Source organism: Ureaplasma diversum (genome assembly GCF_000941095.1).
Taxonomy (GTDB): domain Bacteria; phylum Bacillota_I; class Bacilli_A; order Mycoplasmatales; family Mycoplasmoidaceae; genus Ureaplasma; species Ureaplasma diversum.
This window is the reverse complement of sequence record NZ_CP009770.1, coordinates 504523-521720: the sequence shown is the minus strand read 5'-3', so window position 1 is coordinate 521720 and position 17198 is coordinate 504523. Positions and strand designations below refer to the sequence as shown.

At 26.6% G+C, this 17198-nt stretch carries 15 protein-coding genes; 11 read left to right on the top strand and 4 right to left on the bottom strand.

Going from position 1 to position 17198, the window contains the following annotated elements; all coding sequences use genetic code 4:
- Window position 1: 1 nt before the first annotated feature.
- Genes obgE through JM47_RS02095 form a run of 4 tightly spaced genes read right to left on the bottom strand, consistent with a single transcriptional unit; the run spans window position 2 to window position 3837 of the window.
- The gene (obgE, locus tag JM47_RS02110; RefSeq protein ID WP_208894781.1) at window positions 2-1303 is read right to left on the bottom strand and encodes a GTPase ObgE; all 1302 of its coding nucleotides are present in this window, start codon (window positions 1301-1303) and stop codon (window positions 2-4) included.
- 2 nt (window positions 1304-1305) lie between these two features.
- Window positions 1306-2109 carry a hypothetical protein gene (locus JM47_RS02105; RefSeq protein ID WP_231428073.1) on the bottom strand — a complete coding sequence of 268 codons (804 nt, stop codon included), beginning with the start codon at window positions 2107-2109 and terminating at the stop codon, window positions 1306-1308.
- Between the two features lie 10 nt (window positions 2110-2119).
- Complete coding sequence (fmt, locus tag JM47_RS02100) at window positions 2120-3040, bottom strand: methionyl-tRNA formyltransferase (RefSeq protein ID WP_208894780.1); 921 nt, start codon at window positions 3038-3040, stop codon at window positions 2120-2122.
- A 56-nt stretch (window positions 3041-3096) separates the two neighbouring features.
- Window positions 3097-3837, bottom strand: a complete 741-nt coding sequence (locus JM47_RS02095; RefSeq protein ID WP_051749380.1) for a DUF5385 family protein — start codon at window positions 3835-3837, stop codon at window positions 3097-3099.
- Between the two features lie 357 nt (window positions 3838-4194).
- On the opposite strand from JM47_RS02095, the gene JM47_RS02090 reads away from it, so the two are divergent.
- The 11 genes from JM47_RS02090 (at window position 4195) to JM47_RS02040 (ending at window position 17186) form a co-directional block, all read left to right on the top strand.
- The gene (locus tag JM47_RS02090; RefSeq protein ID WP_208894779.1) at window positions 4195-5133 is read left to right on the top strand and encodes a hypothetical protein; all 939 of its coding nucleotides are present in this window, start codon (window positions 4195-4197) and stop codon (window positions 5131-5133) included.
- 20 nt (window positions 5134-5153) lie between these two features.
- On the top strand, window positions 5154-5864 hold the full coding sequence (locus JM47_RS02085; protein WP_208894778.1) for a YebC/PmpR family DNA-binding transcriptional regulator: 711 nt from the start codon (window positions 5154-5156) through the stop codon (window positions 5862-5864).
- A 53-nt stretch (window positions 5865-5917) separates the two neighbouring features.
- Window positions 5918-6637 (top strand): hypothetical protein, encoded by a 720-nt coding sequence (locus JM47_RS02080; protein WP_208894777.1) that lies wholly within the window; start codon window positions 5918-5920, stop codon window positions 6635-6637.
- Between the two features lie 129 nt (window positions 6638-6766).
- On the top strand, window positions 6767-7210 hold the full coding sequence (locus JM47_RS02075) for a Vmc-like lipoprotein signal peptide domain-containing protein (RefSeq protein WP_208894776.1): 444 nt from the start codon (window positions 6767-6769) through the stop codon (window positions 7208-7210).
- Window positions 7195-7626: a hypothetical protein gene (locus JM47_RS02070; protein ID WP_208894775.1), complete on the top strand. Its 432-nt coding sequence runs from the start codon at window positions 7195-7197 to the stop codon at window positions 7624-7626. The genes JM47_RS02075 and JM47_RS02070 overlap by 16 nt, the downstream gene beginning before the upstream one ends.
- A gap of 612 nt (window positions 7627-8238) precedes the next feature.
- The gene (locus tag JM47_RS02065; protein ID WP_208894774.1) at window positions 8239-9897 is read left to right on the top strand and encodes an IS1634 family transposase; all 1659 of its coding nucleotides are present in this window, start codon (window positions 8239-8241) and stop codon (window positions 9895-9897) included.
- Window positions 9898-10078: 181 nt separating this feature from the next.
- The gene (locus JM47_RS02060) at window positions 10079-10963 is read left to right on the top strand and encodes an Abi family protein (protein WP_208894773.1); all 885 of its coding nucleotides are present in this window, start codon (window positions 10079-10081) and stop codon (window positions 10961-10963) included.
- An 8-nt stretch (window positions 10964-10971) separates the two neighbouring features.
- Window positions 10972-14832 (top strand): DUF4011 domain-containing protein, encoded by a 3861-nt coding sequence (locus JM47_RS02055; protein WP_208894772.1) that lies wholly within the window; start codon window positions 10972-10974, stop codon window positions 14830-14832.
- Window positions 14833-14837: 5 nt separating this feature from the next.
- Window positions 14838-15635, top strand: a complete 798-nt coding sequence (locus JM47_RS02050; RefSeq protein WP_208894771.1) for a hypothetical protein — start codon at window positions 14838-14840, stop codon at window positions 15633-15635.
- Between the two features lie 80 nt (window positions 15636-15715).
- Window positions 15716-16633 carry a DUF5378 family protein gene (locus tag JM47_RS02045; protein WP_051749488.1) on the top strand — a complete coding sequence of 306 codons (918 nt, stop codon included), beginning with the start codon at window positions 15716-15718 and terminating at the stop codon, window positions 16631-16633.
- An 82-nt stretch (window positions 16634-16715) separates the two neighbouring features.
- Window positions 16716-17186 carry an IS3 family transposase gene (locus tag JM47_RS02040; protein WP_051749490.1) on the top strand — a complete coding sequence of 157 codons (471 nt, stop codon included), beginning with the start codon at window positions 16716-16718 and terminating at the stop codon, window positions 17184-17186.
- Window positions 17187-17198: the final 12 nt, after the last annotated feature.

Here is a 17198-nt window from a genome sequence, read left to right as displayed (position 1 = left end):
ACTACTCCTCATATTCAAGTTGAATATCATAAATGATTAAACTATCACCAGGAACTGCTCCTGCTTCTTTAAGCTGTTCTTTGAAGTTAATTGATTGGAGTTTTTGATTAAACCGAATTAAGTTGTCTTGCGTATTTAAAGGGATACGGCGTGTTCAGTATTTTAAATAAGGTCCACTGATTTCAAAGACATGTTCATCAACTTGATTGATTACTATTGTTTTATCAATTACTTTTTCTTTAATACTGTAATCTTTTCAAACTAATAGTTGATCAGAAGAGTTATTTTGAGCTTGGATATTAAATTTATGTCTAGCTGCTAAATAAGCTTCAATGACTTGATCTAACATTTCTTTGATATTAGTGTAATTAAGAGCACTGATCACAATTACATTTTGATCTTTTAAATGATCTTTTAGTAATGCTAGATTTTCTTCTGCTCCAATTGCATCAATTTTATTAGCTACAATAATAATTGGTTTATCAGCTACACTTTGTTTATAAGCAAATAGTTCATGAACAATTGTTTCATAAGCTTGAATAATATCAACATTATCATTAGGATCTAATGAAATTAAATGTAATAATAAGAAACATCGTTCGATGTGTCTTAGAAAATCAAATCCTAAACCAACCCCTTCATGTGCTCCTTCAATAAGTCCTGGGATATCAGCAAAAACAATTCTTTGATCTTCGTGATAAATTGTTCCTAGTATCGGATTAAGGGTTGTAAACATATAATTAGCTGTTTTTGGTTTAGCATTAGTGAATGAACTAATTAAGGTTGATTTACCAGCATTTGGTAAACCAACAATCCCAATGTCTGCAATTGTTTTTAATTCTAGATTAACAACAATTTCTTCTCCTAATTCACCACGTTCATATAAATTAGGTGCTTTATTAAAAGCTGATTTAAAATGGGTATTACCAAATCCACCCATTCCCCCAGAAGCTATTAAATAAGTTTGTTTATCAACAGATACATCAGCAATTATTTCATTTGTTTTAGCATCATAAACAACTGTTCCAAGAGGAAGTTTAACATAAACATGTTCTGCATTTGCTCCATGTTGGTTTTTGATATTACCTTTAGTTCCATGATCAGCTTTGATGATTTTTTTAAACTTAATTGATTCTAAAGAAGTTTCGTTGTGATCACCAACAAAAAAGATTGAACCACCATTCCCGCCATTACCCCCAGCAGGTCCACCTTCAGGAACATGGGTTTCACGACGTCATGAAACAATTCCATCTCCACCATTTCCTGCTTTAAGCGTAATCGTACACTTATCAACAAATGCCATAGTTACTTCTTCTTTCCTTCTTTTTCTAGTTTATATTTTGTTTTTGGATTAGATTTTCTTTTTAGTTCAAGTTGGCTTTTAGCAGCTTGTTGGTAATATTGTTCTGAATCTTTATATTCATTATATAAATCAATTGTGTAATCAGCAAAGTGTTTTGAACGTGCCATTAAAGAGTTAGTAATCTTAACCATAATAATGATTGGAATAATAAATGCAATCACAATAATTACAAAACGAACTAAATATCCTCATACTTCACTTGGTACAAAACCAGAGATGATTAAAATAAACATCCCAAATCAACAAGAAACAATTGGAGTTAGTATATCTCATCTTAGTTTAGGAACTTTTAAAACAAGAATAACAGCTACTAAAACAGATGCGAACAAGCATACAAACATACTTACTCAAACAGGATATGAACTAAGTGGACCAACTCCAAATTCCTGGTTATTAGTATGTTTAAAGTTTTCACTAAATTCAATTATCTTCTGAAAATCAACCGAGCTTGTTTGTGCTTTTAAAGTTGTAAAATCTAATGGTTTTCACTTATAAAAATTAGTAGCAAAAGTAACTGTTTGATCACTATTAATACTAAATCCAGATCCATATCATTTAGCATTTGATCCAACAATCCCATTTAAACCTAGTGCATTAATTTCACCCAATAAGATGAAAATAATAAGCATTGGTGTAAACACAAAAAAAGCTGTATATAAAAACTTAACTAAAAGTGAAGAACGAAAACGAGAATTAATACGGAACGGATTATTAAAACTATTTTTCTTTGAAGCACTAAATTCCATACTATCCCCTTTATAAAGTGAAAATATTATTACCGTTTAAGATTTGGTTTGGTTGAGCTGGATTTTTATTTGGTAGTTGAATTAATAATAATTCAACATCAAAATCAACTGTTGCTACATATAGTTTTTTATCTTTTATAAAAACAGTTCCTGGAGTTTGATTTGATTTGTTTGTTGTAATAGCTATTTTATGAATCTTAATTAAGTTGTTTTTATAATCCATTAAAGCCATTGGTTTATCAAACATCCCATTTACAAATCTTAAAACCATTAAAGCACTTTGATTAAAATTAATAATCGTTTGTTCTTTTGTAATGTTATATGCAAATGTAACTAACTCTTCATCTTGAACATCTCCAACTAAGTTTTCATCTAATAAATCAAAAAGATGATCTTCTATCATATCAGCTCCTAATTCAGCTAATTGAAGAGTTAAATCTTTAGTAGTGGTTTGATCATTAATAGGAATTGATCGTTGAAATAAAATATTCCCTGCATCCATTTTTTTAATGGTGTGCATTAAAGTTATTCCTGTTTCTTTTTCATTATTAATGATTGCATAATGAATTGGTGCTCCCCCACGTAATTTAGGAAGTAATGATGCATGTACATTAACAATTTTATATTTAGGGATATTTATAATACTTTGGGGAATAAATTGACCATAAGCACAAGTAATAATTAAATCAGGAGCAAGTTCATTTAATTCATTAAAAATAGTACTAATCTTAGCTGGTTGAAAAATAGGGATATGATGATCTAAACAAAATTGTTTAACAGCACCATTTAAAATTTCACCTTTTCTGTTTTTCATACTATCAGGTTGAGCAACAACAGCTAATAGATCAATGTTTTTAATACTAAATAATCGTTGTAGCACTATTTTTGCAATTTGAGGTGTTCCAAAGAAAATAATTTTTGGTTTATTCATTTTACTTTTTACTCCTTATTAATACAAAATAACCCAGACTAATCTGAGTTGTTATTTTAGTTTGTTTGATTTTGTGCTTTATTTAGTTTAGCTTGTTTTCGTTCAATTGCTTTTTGTTGTCGTTTCTTATCAGCTTCTAGTTTCTTAGCATAAGCTTGATCATCTTTATCTTTAATCACTTTGATTCAACGCATTTCATGATCATAATCAAGTGGTTTAATAATATCGATTTCTCGACGGTTTTCTTTTTTGTTGATTTTAACTAATTTAACTTCACACTCAAATGCACGTGGTTCATCAACAACCTTTGTTTTAGCATTTCTTGTTGTAAATAAAACAACATATAATTCTTTTGGTTTAGCTCTTTTTTCTTTTTTGATTCTTAACATCTCTTGTTTATAAGCATTAGGATCAGTTGTTTTAAGAGCTTTGATTCTTTCAATTTCTTCTTTATATTCTTGTTTTTGAAGTTTAGTCATTTGTGAAGTATTATGTGGTTCAGGACGTTTGACTACATATGAATCAATTACTTCTTTCCCCTTATCATCAATTTGGTGTAAATACTTCTTAATTGTTGTTCATACTTCATTAGTATCACTTTTGTTTTGATTATTCCCAGTTGATGGTCCATCCCCATTTTGACGACGTTTTTTTCGAACAATAAAAACAATGATTAAAATAATGGGAATGATAATAATCAAGATTGTTAAAAAGTTAGAATTACTTCCACCTTTTGCTGCAGCATTTGTTGCTGCTTGGTGTAATGTTGAACTAATATCTGCTAATCAATTAGCCATATTATTGCCTCACTATCTTGATTTCTATCTTTTAATTATAACTTATTCAATATATAAAATAACTAACGGATTCTTATAATACTAAGTGTTTAGATTAACTAATTACTTTTATATAGATTTCTGTTTAAGATTTATCAACAATTTAGTTAACTTAGTTAATTTAGTAGTTTATTAATACTAATTCTAATAAAAACAATACTTATTTCAACTAAATTGTTGATTAGTTTAATCTACTTATTAGCTTTTAGTTTATTTATAACTATTTTGTTAACTAAACTTGGTACTAATTAAAGTTTGATTTGTTAAAATTTAAAAATATAATAATTGTACATAAACAAATAAAAAGAAAGGTAAGAGATGAAAAAATATCAAAAAGTTCTTCTTCTATCTTCTTTTTTATTTGTAGTAGCTCCAATTGTATCAAGTTGTAGTATTGTTCTACCAGATAGTATTGCTCTTAAATCAACAGTTTCATTTATTACTGATGAAATTAATTCATTAACAACAAAATACATTGATCAAAGAACAAGATTTACTCATTTACACAACAAAAACAGTCAAATCAATTTAAAACAAAACCAAAAAGAAGCTGTTTTTTATTCAAATGTTTTAGCTGATAAAACATATGAAAAACAATTAAGAAAACAAATAGCTGAAGCTGTTTTAGAAAAGAACCATTTAGCTAATTACATTCTAACAAAAGGAAATGATCATTTCTTTTCATATGATAAAGAAATAATTAGTATTATTAACTTAAACTTATTAATCTTGTTTGCTGATTATATTTTTCAATTAAAAAATGATAAAAATAATATTTCTAAACAAGTTAATGTTGATCAATTTCTAACTAAAAACTATTCATCATATTTTTTAGTTAACAAACCAGTAGCTAAACTAATTAAGATTGATGATTTAAATGGAGATCATTCAATTAGAATCATCTTTAAAGATCAAAGTCATACTGATATTGGTTTAACTAAAGAAGGAATGCAACAGATGATTAAATATAAGAAATTATCTAATTTCATTACTACAAGATCAAATATCACCCTTGAACTAGAAAAAAAGAATAGTTCAAGATCAGTTAATTATGATCTATATGAACACTTATTAACTAATAAAGAATGAAAAGCTTTACATGATAATTTAGTAGAAATGCTTTTATTAAAAAAGAAAAATGAAGAAATTAAGATTGATATAAGATTTTTAAATGGAATCTTATTAAATGATACATTAACAAGTCCACCCCCGATTGATACAGAAAATGATTGATACCAATTAATAAACAAGAAATAAACAAAGGAAAAGAATAGATTATGCCAAGAAAACATTTAATTGCTAGTGGAATTAATAAAAAGCAACAGCAACAAGCTAAGATCTGAATGAAATGTGCTAAAGAAATTAAAGCAGCTGCTAAACAAGGAACAAATCCAGAAAGTAATCCAAGACTTAAAGTAGCGATTGAACGAGCACTAAATAATAACTTAAGTCGAGAATCAATCCAAAAGAACATCAATGGGGCAAGTAAGGATGAAAGTAACATTAAAGAATTAACTTATGAAGGATATGGACCAAATGGGTTAGCAATCATAATTAAAGCTTTAACAGATAATGAAGCACGAACAATAAGTGCAGTTCGTGGTTATTTCTCTAAATTACAAGCTCAATTAGCTAAACCTAATTCAGTCATGATGTTATTTGCTGAAAAAGGACAATTTATTATTAATAAAGATCAAGATATAAGCTCAGATAGTTTATTAGAACTATTAATTGAATATGATGTTATTGATATTATTGAAACTGATGAAGTTTATGAACTATTAATCACACCAGATCATTTTAGTAGTGCTAAAGAAGAGTTAATAAAAGCTAATGTTAATTTAATTTCAGCTGAAATTAAATTACTTCCAGATAGCTTTATTAGTTTAGATCCACTTAATCGAGAAAAATTAGTTAGATTTGTTAATGCTTGTGAAGATGATGATGACATCTCATGAGTTGTTACTAACTATGAAGAAGAAATCTAATTTTTAATCATCAGTTTTAAAAAGAATAGAATACTAAGAAAAAATATTAAAGTATGCAAAAGCTCCATAATGAAGTAGTAAATAATTCAATAATAAAACGCAAAACTAAAAAGTACATTTTGCGTATTTTTGGTTATTATGCTGCTTTTTGTGCCATTGCTGCTCCTAGTATTAACAGCATTGTGATCAATAACCAAATCAACTTTGTTGATAAAGCGGTTTTTGAACTAAGACAAACAAACCATCAAATAGTAAGTAGTTTAAACAACTTTTATGTTGTTCCTGATGTTGAACAAAATAAAACAATATTAACTAATGGTATATACTTCTATGATATTATAAGAAACTATAAAGAACTAGAACAACTACTATTAAAGGTTAAATCACCAAGAACAGTTTTAACAGAAGCTGATCAAATAAATAAAGATCAAATATTAAAAAAATATGATGAACATTTTTTTAATAATAACCATCTATTATATATTTCATACTCAAACATTGATGAATATTACTTCTTAACTTATTTTGTTCATTTATTAGATGAACAAAATGTACTAATTCCATATGTTAATATGAAAGCTGTTTTAGAAGATCGATACTTCCCTAGTTCATATCAATTAAATGTTAATAATGATCTAAAGAAAACAGAGATTAAGTTTTATACTGTTAATAAGGATATTAATTTAAACCATATTCATTTATATAACATTAACAATGTTAGTAAACTATATCAATATGTTCATGATTACAATATTTTAAAACCAAAGAAATAAGAAAAAAGGAAGAAAGCCGGACATTTGTTTTAAAAAAGCTTTTTTTTTTTTTTTTTTTGCAAAAATATAAATAAATCTGACTGAAGTCATATTTGACAGATCTTAGTCTGTATAAAAGGGTTTATAAATATGAATAAATTCAAAAACAAAAAAGCACTAGCTTTAGGTGTTGGTGCTATTATGGTAGGAATTAGTATTGTTAGTGTAAGTGCAGCATGTAAAACAACACAAACAACAAAACCAACTAAACCTAATCAAAATAGTCAAAGTCAAACACAAAATAGTCATGATCCTGTAATACCAAATACTAATGATCCTGATACTAAAACAAGTCCAAATAAACTTGTAAATGATTCTACAAAACCAGTGCCAAAAACTAGTGAACCTTCAAGTTTGCAATCTTCACCTAAAAAAGAAATTGATTCTTCTAAAGATAATGATGAAATAAGAAAACCTAAGAAAAAGAAAGAAATTGTACAAGATGAAGATCCTGTAGCAAAAGCTGCTAAAGAAGCAGAAGAAGCAGCAAGAAAAGAAAAAGCTAAAGAAATTCAACTATGGTTGATAAAATAAAAGTTACAAGTTTTAACTTTATTTACTATGACAATCAATGAGAACATACGAAAGCAGTAAATTTCAGTCTTTGAGAAAAATATGGAAACATACTTTCACATTTTAAATGAAAAAAAGAAAAAGCAGGAATTCGTTTTAAAAATTCAAAGACAAATGAAGTATATTTTGAAACATCTTTTGATAGATTAATTACTTATTCAGCGCAAAGACATTGAATACAATTTGATACAGCTGGATTTCAAAGTTCTTGAAATATCGACCCTATGAAAGATAAAAATTATGCAATTGATCTTGTTGAATTTTATGATGAAAATGGATCATACAGTATAAATTTAGAAAATAAGATTTTAGAATTTAATCCTAAATATGATGCTTTAAAACCGTATGATGAAGTTGTACCTAAACCAAAAGATTAATTCTAAAGTATAAAATACACAACAGTTGGTTTGTAAGGTTAATAAGTTAATAAGAATGCAACTTTGCATTCTTTTTTATTGTGCATACAACAATATGAATAAATATTTATTAATGATGTTTTTATAAAATGGTTTCGATTTTTCGTTGCGTCCAATTGGTTGTGTCAATGTTTTGATTAAGATAACCAAAAAACAAAGATAAAATACAACAAAATATACTTAACCGGAACATCCAACCCAAAAGTCCTTTTTTTTTTTTTTTTTGCAAAAGAAGAAATAGTTTCTAAAATCACTCCATATTTCAAATAAAACCAAACTTTTAAAAAGGAATTTTCAACATAATTTTCCTGTGTTTCCCACTTGTTCAATTACACCCTTAACTTAATGACGAGTTAAGGGTTTTTTTATTTTTCTTTTATATATTTATATATAAAAATAAGACTTATAAAAGAATGTAATGAGCAAGATTTTTTCAAAATTATTGCTGGGTTTTTCTCTTTTGGTACAAAAAGAGTTAAAATGCTTTATTTTGCTTTTATATTTTTATAAAAATATAAAAGTTTATAATAATTACAAAGATGCAAGAATTAAGATATCAAAACGAGTAAAAATATGAAAACAGACAACAAAACTTCTAAAAAAACTACAACTAAAAAAGTGAAAAGTTCACCTGCTATTTTAACTGGTCCCAATACTAAAAAGTCGGAAACAAAAATTGTAATTAGTTCGGTTGACGAACTGATGATGTTTAGTGATGAATATGATTGAGATGAAGAAATAAACGCTCAAGATTTTCCATTTATGACGTTTGATGATAAAACTAAACAAGAAGTAAAATCTGTTTTAGATTCAAATGAAACGGCTAAAAATGAAGTTAAAGAAGAATATAAAATGTTTTCATTATTTGAGACATTATTTGATCATTTTGATCTTTTAAAAGGGTGCTCAAAAACAAAGTCTAGTACCTTAAGAACAATATTGATTCAATTGCTTTCACACCGAATCAAAGGACCTAAAAGTATACTTGGTACAATGAAATCGATTGAAAAAGAAGAACAAGATGTTTTCTCTAAAAATTCATATTATCGATCTCTTGAGTATCTTGCAAAAAATTCACATATATTGCTTAAAAATTTAAACGACAAAATTAGCGAAAAATACGAAAGAAACATTAGTGTAATGTGGTTTGATTCAACCACAGCATATTTTGAAAGTTTCACTAGAACAGGATTAAAAATGCCTGGTTATTCAAAGGATGGAAAAACCAAAGAAGACCAAATTGTAATCGCAATGGCAACTGATGAAAATGGAATTCCAATTCACTATAAATGTTTCCCAGGAAACACACCAGACCAAAAAACATTCATTCCGTTTTTAGAAGAATTAGCTAGTATTTACGAAATTAAAAACATCACAATAGTTGGTGATAAGGGTATGAATAATGCTGAAAATATTAGATTCTTAGAATCTAACGGTTGAAATTATGTGTTTGCTTATCGATTAAAAGCAACTAAAAAAGAAATCAAAAATGCTATTACGAATTCTGACGATTATACTCAATTGAATGATAATTTAAAATACAAAATTATTGATTTGAAACCAGCAAATGGTGATAGTCAAGATGCTGCATCAACTAAAAGATTAGTGGTTGTTCATAGCGAAGAAAGAGCTAGAAAAGACCGACATGATCGAGAAGTTTTAATCAACAACTTCACTAAGAAAATGGACAAAAAAGGTGTTGTTACACAAGAAAAACTAATGGGAGCTAAGAAGTGCAGATACTACAAGGCTGTAGACAAAACGACTTATTATATTCTTGATCAAGAAAAGATTTTAGAAGATGAAAAATACGATGGTTTTTTCGTTTATATAACAAACCGATTCGATTTATCAATTCTAGAAATAATGGAAATTTATACTAAACAATGAAAAATCGAATCGAACTTTAGAACTTTAAAAAGTACACTTGAATTAAGACCGATTTACCTATCTAAATACGAACACATTTTAGGATATTTGTGTTTATGTTTTGTGTCTCTTGTTTTCTTAAGATTTATACTACATTGAATGAATGATGAATTAGTTGCTCAGGGATTAGAAAAAATTACAGAACAAAAATTAGTTGAAATCGTAAATGATGTTAAATCAATTAAAGAGATTGTTAATAATATGGTTGTTCAAGAAATTGATTTTGTTAACAAAGGCACAAAATCCAGCTGGATTATCTATGAAAAAGTGTTAGCTTGAGCATCCAAAAAAGGGATGATTTAACGGCATTATTTTTTTAAAATCTACAAGTGGGAAACACAGGTTATTTTTAATTTAGTAGAAAAAAGATCAACTGCCATCATTAAATTTTACTTTAATAATGTTGCAGTTGATCTTGCAATCGAGCAACTAGTATATACTAGTTATTTTTTGTTTTATAATATTACTAATGTAGGTGAGCAAAATGGCAATTAGTAAAAATAGTAAGATTTTTATCAAGGATTTGATGAATAAGGGATTTAAGGTTCGTAAAAAACGTAGCTTCATTGATTTTTTAGCTGATTATGGGGTGGTTAGAATTATTGAAGGTTACTTAAGTTTTTTCTTAGATAAAGAAACTAATCGCTACATCGATAAATTTGATGATCGCCAACTAATGAAGTTTGTGCTTTTAGATCGCAAGATTGCTAATATTGTCTTAGATGCAACGATGTTGTTTGAACAACAATTAAACACAATGACAATTCACTACTTCTTACATCTTAATAAACTAAACCGGGATTTTATTCTAAACATTGATACATCACCATTTGTCAGCTTTCCAACAATTGATATTTATAACAACATGCGTTATAGTATGTATGAATATGTTAAGAAGTGTTATTTGTTGAATTCAATTAACAATAATTTAAACCCAGAAACAATTCCTTTGATTCAACTAGCTGTTTCTTGATCATTAAATACAACCATTAATTTCTTTAGAATTTGTGATTTAAATGTGCAAAAGCATGTTCTTGAATATTTCAATGTTTCACACTTAACCATTAATCAATTTATTACTATTTTACAATCGATTCGTCACTTTAGAAATAGTATGGCACATAATGATATCTTATTAGTGATCCAACATAGTGATAATAAAAGATCATTCTCAACTGCTCTTAATAAAAACCCATCTAAAAATGTTGTTAGCATTATTGATATCATTCAGTTCTTTGATACTAAGATGTTAAATCGGTTTGGTTTAATTCCTGATAATTTAGGATCAGTTATTAATAAGTTAATTAAACAACAACACTTTAAAAAGAATGTTCTAAAACATATTAAAGCCCTAATTGGATTGGAGTAGTGTAGTATATGAATCAAAACCAAGATAAGATCATTGTTCAAAAGCTAGCTAATTTATTAGGTGCGGATTCACGAGATAGTTGTATTAAAACAAGAACAGGAAATAATCATTTTGATTTATCAGCTCTTTTAAGCGAAGAAGAGTTAGAAAGTTTTTTTAATAACCAAAGTTTTGAGATCAAATTCAAAAGCTTGGTTGATGTTAATAGTATTGAAAAAGCATTAATTAAGTGTGAAGATTTTGAAGACTTTAGTTCTGTGTTTGATGATTTTTCACTTAATATCAATAATTATTTATCAACTAAAAAGATTAATGATTTAGCTGCTGAGTTTGAATTAGAAAAAGCTAAAAAGATTAATGATGTGATTAAAGCTCTTGAAGCTGAGCCAAAGAAGTTTGAAAATTTAGCAAGAGTAGCTAGATCAATTTACAACGAAACTGGAATCTGACCACTTTATTTAGCTAAAAACTTCTTAGTTGGTAATACAGCAAAACCAACTAGTTTAAATGCTCCAATGGTATTAGTTGATGTTGAAATTAAAAAAATCAACAATAGTTTAGTAATAAGAAGACGCCAAAATGCTCCGATTGGTAATGAAAAACTATTACATTTACTAAAAAAAGATTATAAAGATAACATTGTTAAACTCCCTGTTGATTTTAGTTTTGGTTTTGTTGAAATGTTAGATTTAGTTAAAAAGATAACTAATAAACAAAATCTACTTTCAATAACAAATAACCAAAAGTTTTTGAACTTAAATAGTTCTGAAATCAAACAAGAGTATGATCAACTTTATTTATATGATGCAACAATCATTGGAATTTATGAACCAATGGGTGGAGCAATTAAAGCTGATGTTGAAAAAATCATTGAGCTTGGTGTTGATCCATTTGATGAAATCATTAATGATCCATCAATCTTAGCTAATAACTATCATACTAAAGCTGAACGTGAATTTTTAAATTTAGTTCAAATCAACCGACCCTTAAACATCTATCAAAAATATGCAATCCACTCTTCACTTGTGAAAAACACATTAATCTATGGACCACCTGGAACTGGTAAATCACAAGTGATTGCAAACATCATTGCTAATGTTATTGTTAATCATAAAAATTGCTTAATTGTTTCTGAAAAGAAAGCAGCTCTTGATGTTTTAAAAGATCGATTAAATAAAATAGCTGAACTTAGTTTATTTCTTTATGATATTGATGATAAAGAAAAATTTTATATGCATATGCAAAAATTATTAAGCAATTTTAATCGTTTTTGGTTTGATCAAGCTCATAACGATAAAATTGATAACTTAGTAACAAGTACTATTAATTCATTAGATACTAATAAACAAATTAGTAAACTAAAACAAAACATTCTAAACCTTGAATATTTAATTCAAACCCTTTATAAATCAAAAAGTGCAAGTAATTATACTTTTAAAGACTATATTAATTGACTTGCTCAATTTAGTGAATATGAACTAAAACAATGAAAAAATGAAGATCTAATTAATAGTATTAAAACTAATATGAGTCAAATGTCATATAGTTTTAGTGAACTAATAACAAGTATTAAACAAACTCGTGAATTTATGAGTAAGTATGATATTTGTATTGAACTTAATCAGATTCAAAATCTAATTAAGCAAAAACAATTAATTGATAAATTACAATCTGAACACTTATTAATTAGTAAATATCTAAAACAAAAAGAATACTTTACAAGCAAAGCCGCCATTCTAGAAACATTCTTAAAAGAAAGTGGACTTTATTATAATAACCAAGTTTTTGTTGATGATCAATATCTACTAAAAACAAAAATTAAAGTCACAAACTTTCTAAAAAGTTATGAACCAATCATAAACCAACAAAAAGATCTTAAAAGCTTCTTAATTAATAATGAAACAAACCATAAACAATTTGTTTTACAACTTAGTAAAACTAAAGAATCAATTCACCCTTTTTTAGTTGAAAAATATGTTTATGAAAACATTATTTTAGAAAAGAAAGGTTTATTTGTTTTTAAGAAAACTAATAAACCAGTTACAGAACTTTTACAAATCAAAAACTTATTAATCAATTATGTTAATAATCCTTGTTTAGTTAGTTTAGGATTTGCTACTATTTTTAAACTTCAAGAAATTGATGATAAATTATTAGCATCTGATGTGATTTTATATTTAGCTAATGAAGAATTGTTTAATAAACCTTATTTTTTAGATTTATATAAAGATCAATTTGATCATCAACTAAACAGTAATTTAATTGATCAGTTTAGTAACTTTAATATGAGTGCTAACCAGTTTGAAACAATTTGTAAAATCTTAGATTTTGAACGAGAAGTTTTAATTGATTTTGATTTTAAAAATAATCCTATCTTTGATAGTTTATGTAATAGTTATCTAAAAGCTAATAATAATTTTGTTCATGAACTTGATAGTATCATTTATCAATCTTATATTAACTATTTATATAAAGTTTTAGTTAATTTAAATGAAGAACAAAAGAATAAAATTAAGAAAATGATGCGAGTTATTAACTTAGCTCGTAAACCTGCAGTTTCTAAGTTTGTTTATGATTTTTATGATGAACTTAAATTATTGTTTCCGATTTGAATCAGTAAACCTGAGAATGTAAGTGAAATGTTACCCCTTGCTCAAAAATTATTTGATTATGGGATCTTTGATGAAGCTTCACAAATGTTTTTAGAAAGATCATATCCAATTTTATTTAGATGTGCTTTAAACATAGTAGCCGGGGATGAAAAACAACTTAAACCAACTAATTTCTTCTCTGCACGTGCTAATGATTCTGAAAATGATGATTATGATATTGATCAAGCTGAAAGCTTATTAGATCGTACTAAAGCTTCGCTTTGAACATCATATTGACTAAAAAACCACTACCGATCAAAAACAGCTGATTTAATCGATTTTTCAAACCATCATATTTATAATAACGAACTTTTATATGCTTCATTAAACGGATTCTTTGAAGCTGGAATTGAAGTGATCGATGTTTTAGATGGTGAATTTGAAGAACAAAAAAACACCAAAGAAGCTGAACAAGTAATTAAAACTTTAAATCAATATGAAAAAGATTATAAAAAGATCATCATTGTTACTTTTAACAATAAACAATCTGAACTAATCGAAACCCTAATCCTTAATGGTTTAGATCCAAATAGTCGGATCTATCAACGATATAATAATGAAGAGATCATTGTCACTAACTTAGAAAATGTGCAAGGTAATGAAGCTGATTTAGTTATTATTAGTAATACTTATGCTAAAAATAAAGCTGGTGTACTTAAAAACAACTATGGACCATTAATGAAAAATGGGGGAGCTAATCGACTTAATGTTGCTATAACAAGAGCAAGTGCGAAAATGATCGTTATTAAATCAATTCAAGCATCTGATTTAGTAATCAATGTTGAAAATGAAAATATGCGAATCTACAAACAATTTATTGCTTACTGTGATCAATATGTAAGCAATAAAACAAACCATAACTTTACTCACTCTACACTTAATTATCTTCAACTTAACAACAGTCATCAAAAGCTTTATGATATTCTTAATCAATTTAAGAAAAATGAACATAGTATTTGGTTTAATGTTACAATAGGTAATTACAAAGTTAATTTTGCTTTATATAACAACCAAACTAATCAAATTGATTTATTAGTTGTATTAAATGAACTAAGTAATAGTAATGAACTTAACTTATTACATGTTTATGATCAATTCAGTTTTTTTGTTGATTTAAATTATAAAATTGCTATTATTAATGAATATGAACTATATCTAGTTTATGATCAAATTAAATTAATGATCGAAGATAAAATCAAGACTCATCTTAATAACTAAAGGAGTTGATTAATATAAGTTTTTTTAATAGCGGATCAAGAACTTATTCACAAATAGAATGAGATCAAAGATTAAAAAGTAAACAGTTTAAATACTCTTTACTATCAGGTGCAATTGGAGCATTTGTTTTCTTAATCTTTTGTTTGATTACAACATTTGTTATGAACAAATTTGCTATTGTTCATAACTATACTGTTTTAAATTTTAAAACATTAGATGTAAGTGTAGGGTTGTATGCAGCTGTTGGGCTTGCATCACTTCTTTTATTTGTCTTTTCAATTGTTTTAATCTTTTTTAGAAATATTCCAAAGCTAGCAACAACAATTGTGTTTTATATAATTGATAGTATTTGTTTAAGTATTATTATTGGTTTTGTTTCTTTATTTGTTGGATATCAGAGTTTATTAACTGCAATTGGTTTAAGTGCTTTAGTTTATGTACTTTTAGCTATTACTGGGTTTTTTATTTCACAAAAAGCAACTAGAATCTTAAGATTAATTTACATTATTTTAAGTGTTGCATTCTTAATTGTCTTCTTAATTGTTATTATATTAACCTTTACAGCTTTTAGAAACAGTGAGGGTGTATTAGTAGCTCAGCTTATTATTTCAATCATTATGTTACTAGTTATTTCAATTAGTGTTGTGATTAATATCAACAATATTAAAAAACAAGAAATAGTTGCAGATCAAAAAGCATTAGCACAATTAGTTGCTTGGAATGGTTTTATTCTATATCATTCATACTCACGACTACTTTATTACTTACTATATTTCTTTATAAAGATTAAACGAATAGTTTAAAAGCGTTATACTACAAACCCTTTGGGTTTGTTTTTTATTACTTTTTTTGGTATTATTAACTATTAAAAAAGGATCATCTTATGAATTGAATCAACTGGTTTTTAATTGGTTTTACAATAGTTAGTTGTTTAAGTGTAGCAGTACTTACTAACTGTTTTAGAGTTAAGAAATTGTATTTGTATAACTGATGAAAAAAGAATTATTACATTAATACAAAATATCTTATTAACTTACTTATAAGTATTGGTTATTTAGCTTATTTTATAAGTTTAAGATATAGTAAAGATGTTGAACAATTCATTGCTCATAAAGATTTAATTTATTCAGATCCATTTAATTTATATGATGAGTTATTATATTTTCGATCATTTCGGATCTCTAAGGTTTTCTTATTAGATTGATGTCCTTGTTTTTCAGTTATTATCTCTTTGTTTGCAATTTTTGATTACAAGCAAAAATATGTTAATTTAATGGGTTTAATCGGTTTTTGCTTTGGGTTTATTACATTAATTGGAGGGTTAATTGGACAAGAAAGAATTGAAGTTGATCAATTCTGGACTTATGTAACAGTTGGTGTTGGATTAAACCAAATTTATTTTGGATTGCATTTCTATTTATGTATTTTTGGACTTTATTTATTTTCTAATTTAAGACGGTTTGATGTAGCTAATATTAGTTTGTTTCATGCTGTTTTAATTAGTTTTATGATTTATGTACCAATTAGTGTTCACTTCTGAAAAGTAACTAATAATGCATCTGGATATGTAATGGGTGATTGGATTCCATTACAGGGTTCACTTGCTCAGTTTGAGATTGTTGGTAAAATCATTAATCAACATTTTATTATTAATGCTTTTGTAATGTTTTTATGGATGTATTTAGCTTTTGTTGCTGGATTTTTTGCTAAATTATACATTCTAAAAACAATCAACAAAAAAGATCAAAAAAGTTATAGCATCCCTTTTGTTGATCATAAGATTGCTAAAATTATATTTTAGCTAAGCTAATAATGTGTTAAAATATGGATTAAGGTATAATAATCATTTAACCTTTTATTTACTAAAAGAAGGAGTTTTGAAAATGACTGGATTTAACCGTGATGAAGCAATTGTACTTTTAGCACTTGAAGATAAAGAAGAGTGAGAACAAGAACATATTTTACGTGTTCTTGAAAACTTTAATACAATTCAAATCAAAAAAGAACAATTTAAAATGATGCATGATCTAATTAAAAATCATGGAATGCAGTTAACTAAACTTGTTAAGTTTTTTGATATTTCAATCTCTGGATACTATAAATGATTAAATAGCCAAAAGATTAATGAACTATGTCCTATTAAACAACGTAATATGGAAATCATTAAAAAGATTTATAATGAACATACTCACCATATTGGGTGTCGTAAAATCCAACGGATCTTAAGTTCTAAATACAACATTAAACTAAACTATAAAACTGTTAACAACTATATGGCTCGTCTTTCTTTACTTCGTGAATGTGACATTTGCAAACGTGAAGAAAAACTAAAAGCATCAGTTAATGAAAAATAATAAATATAATAG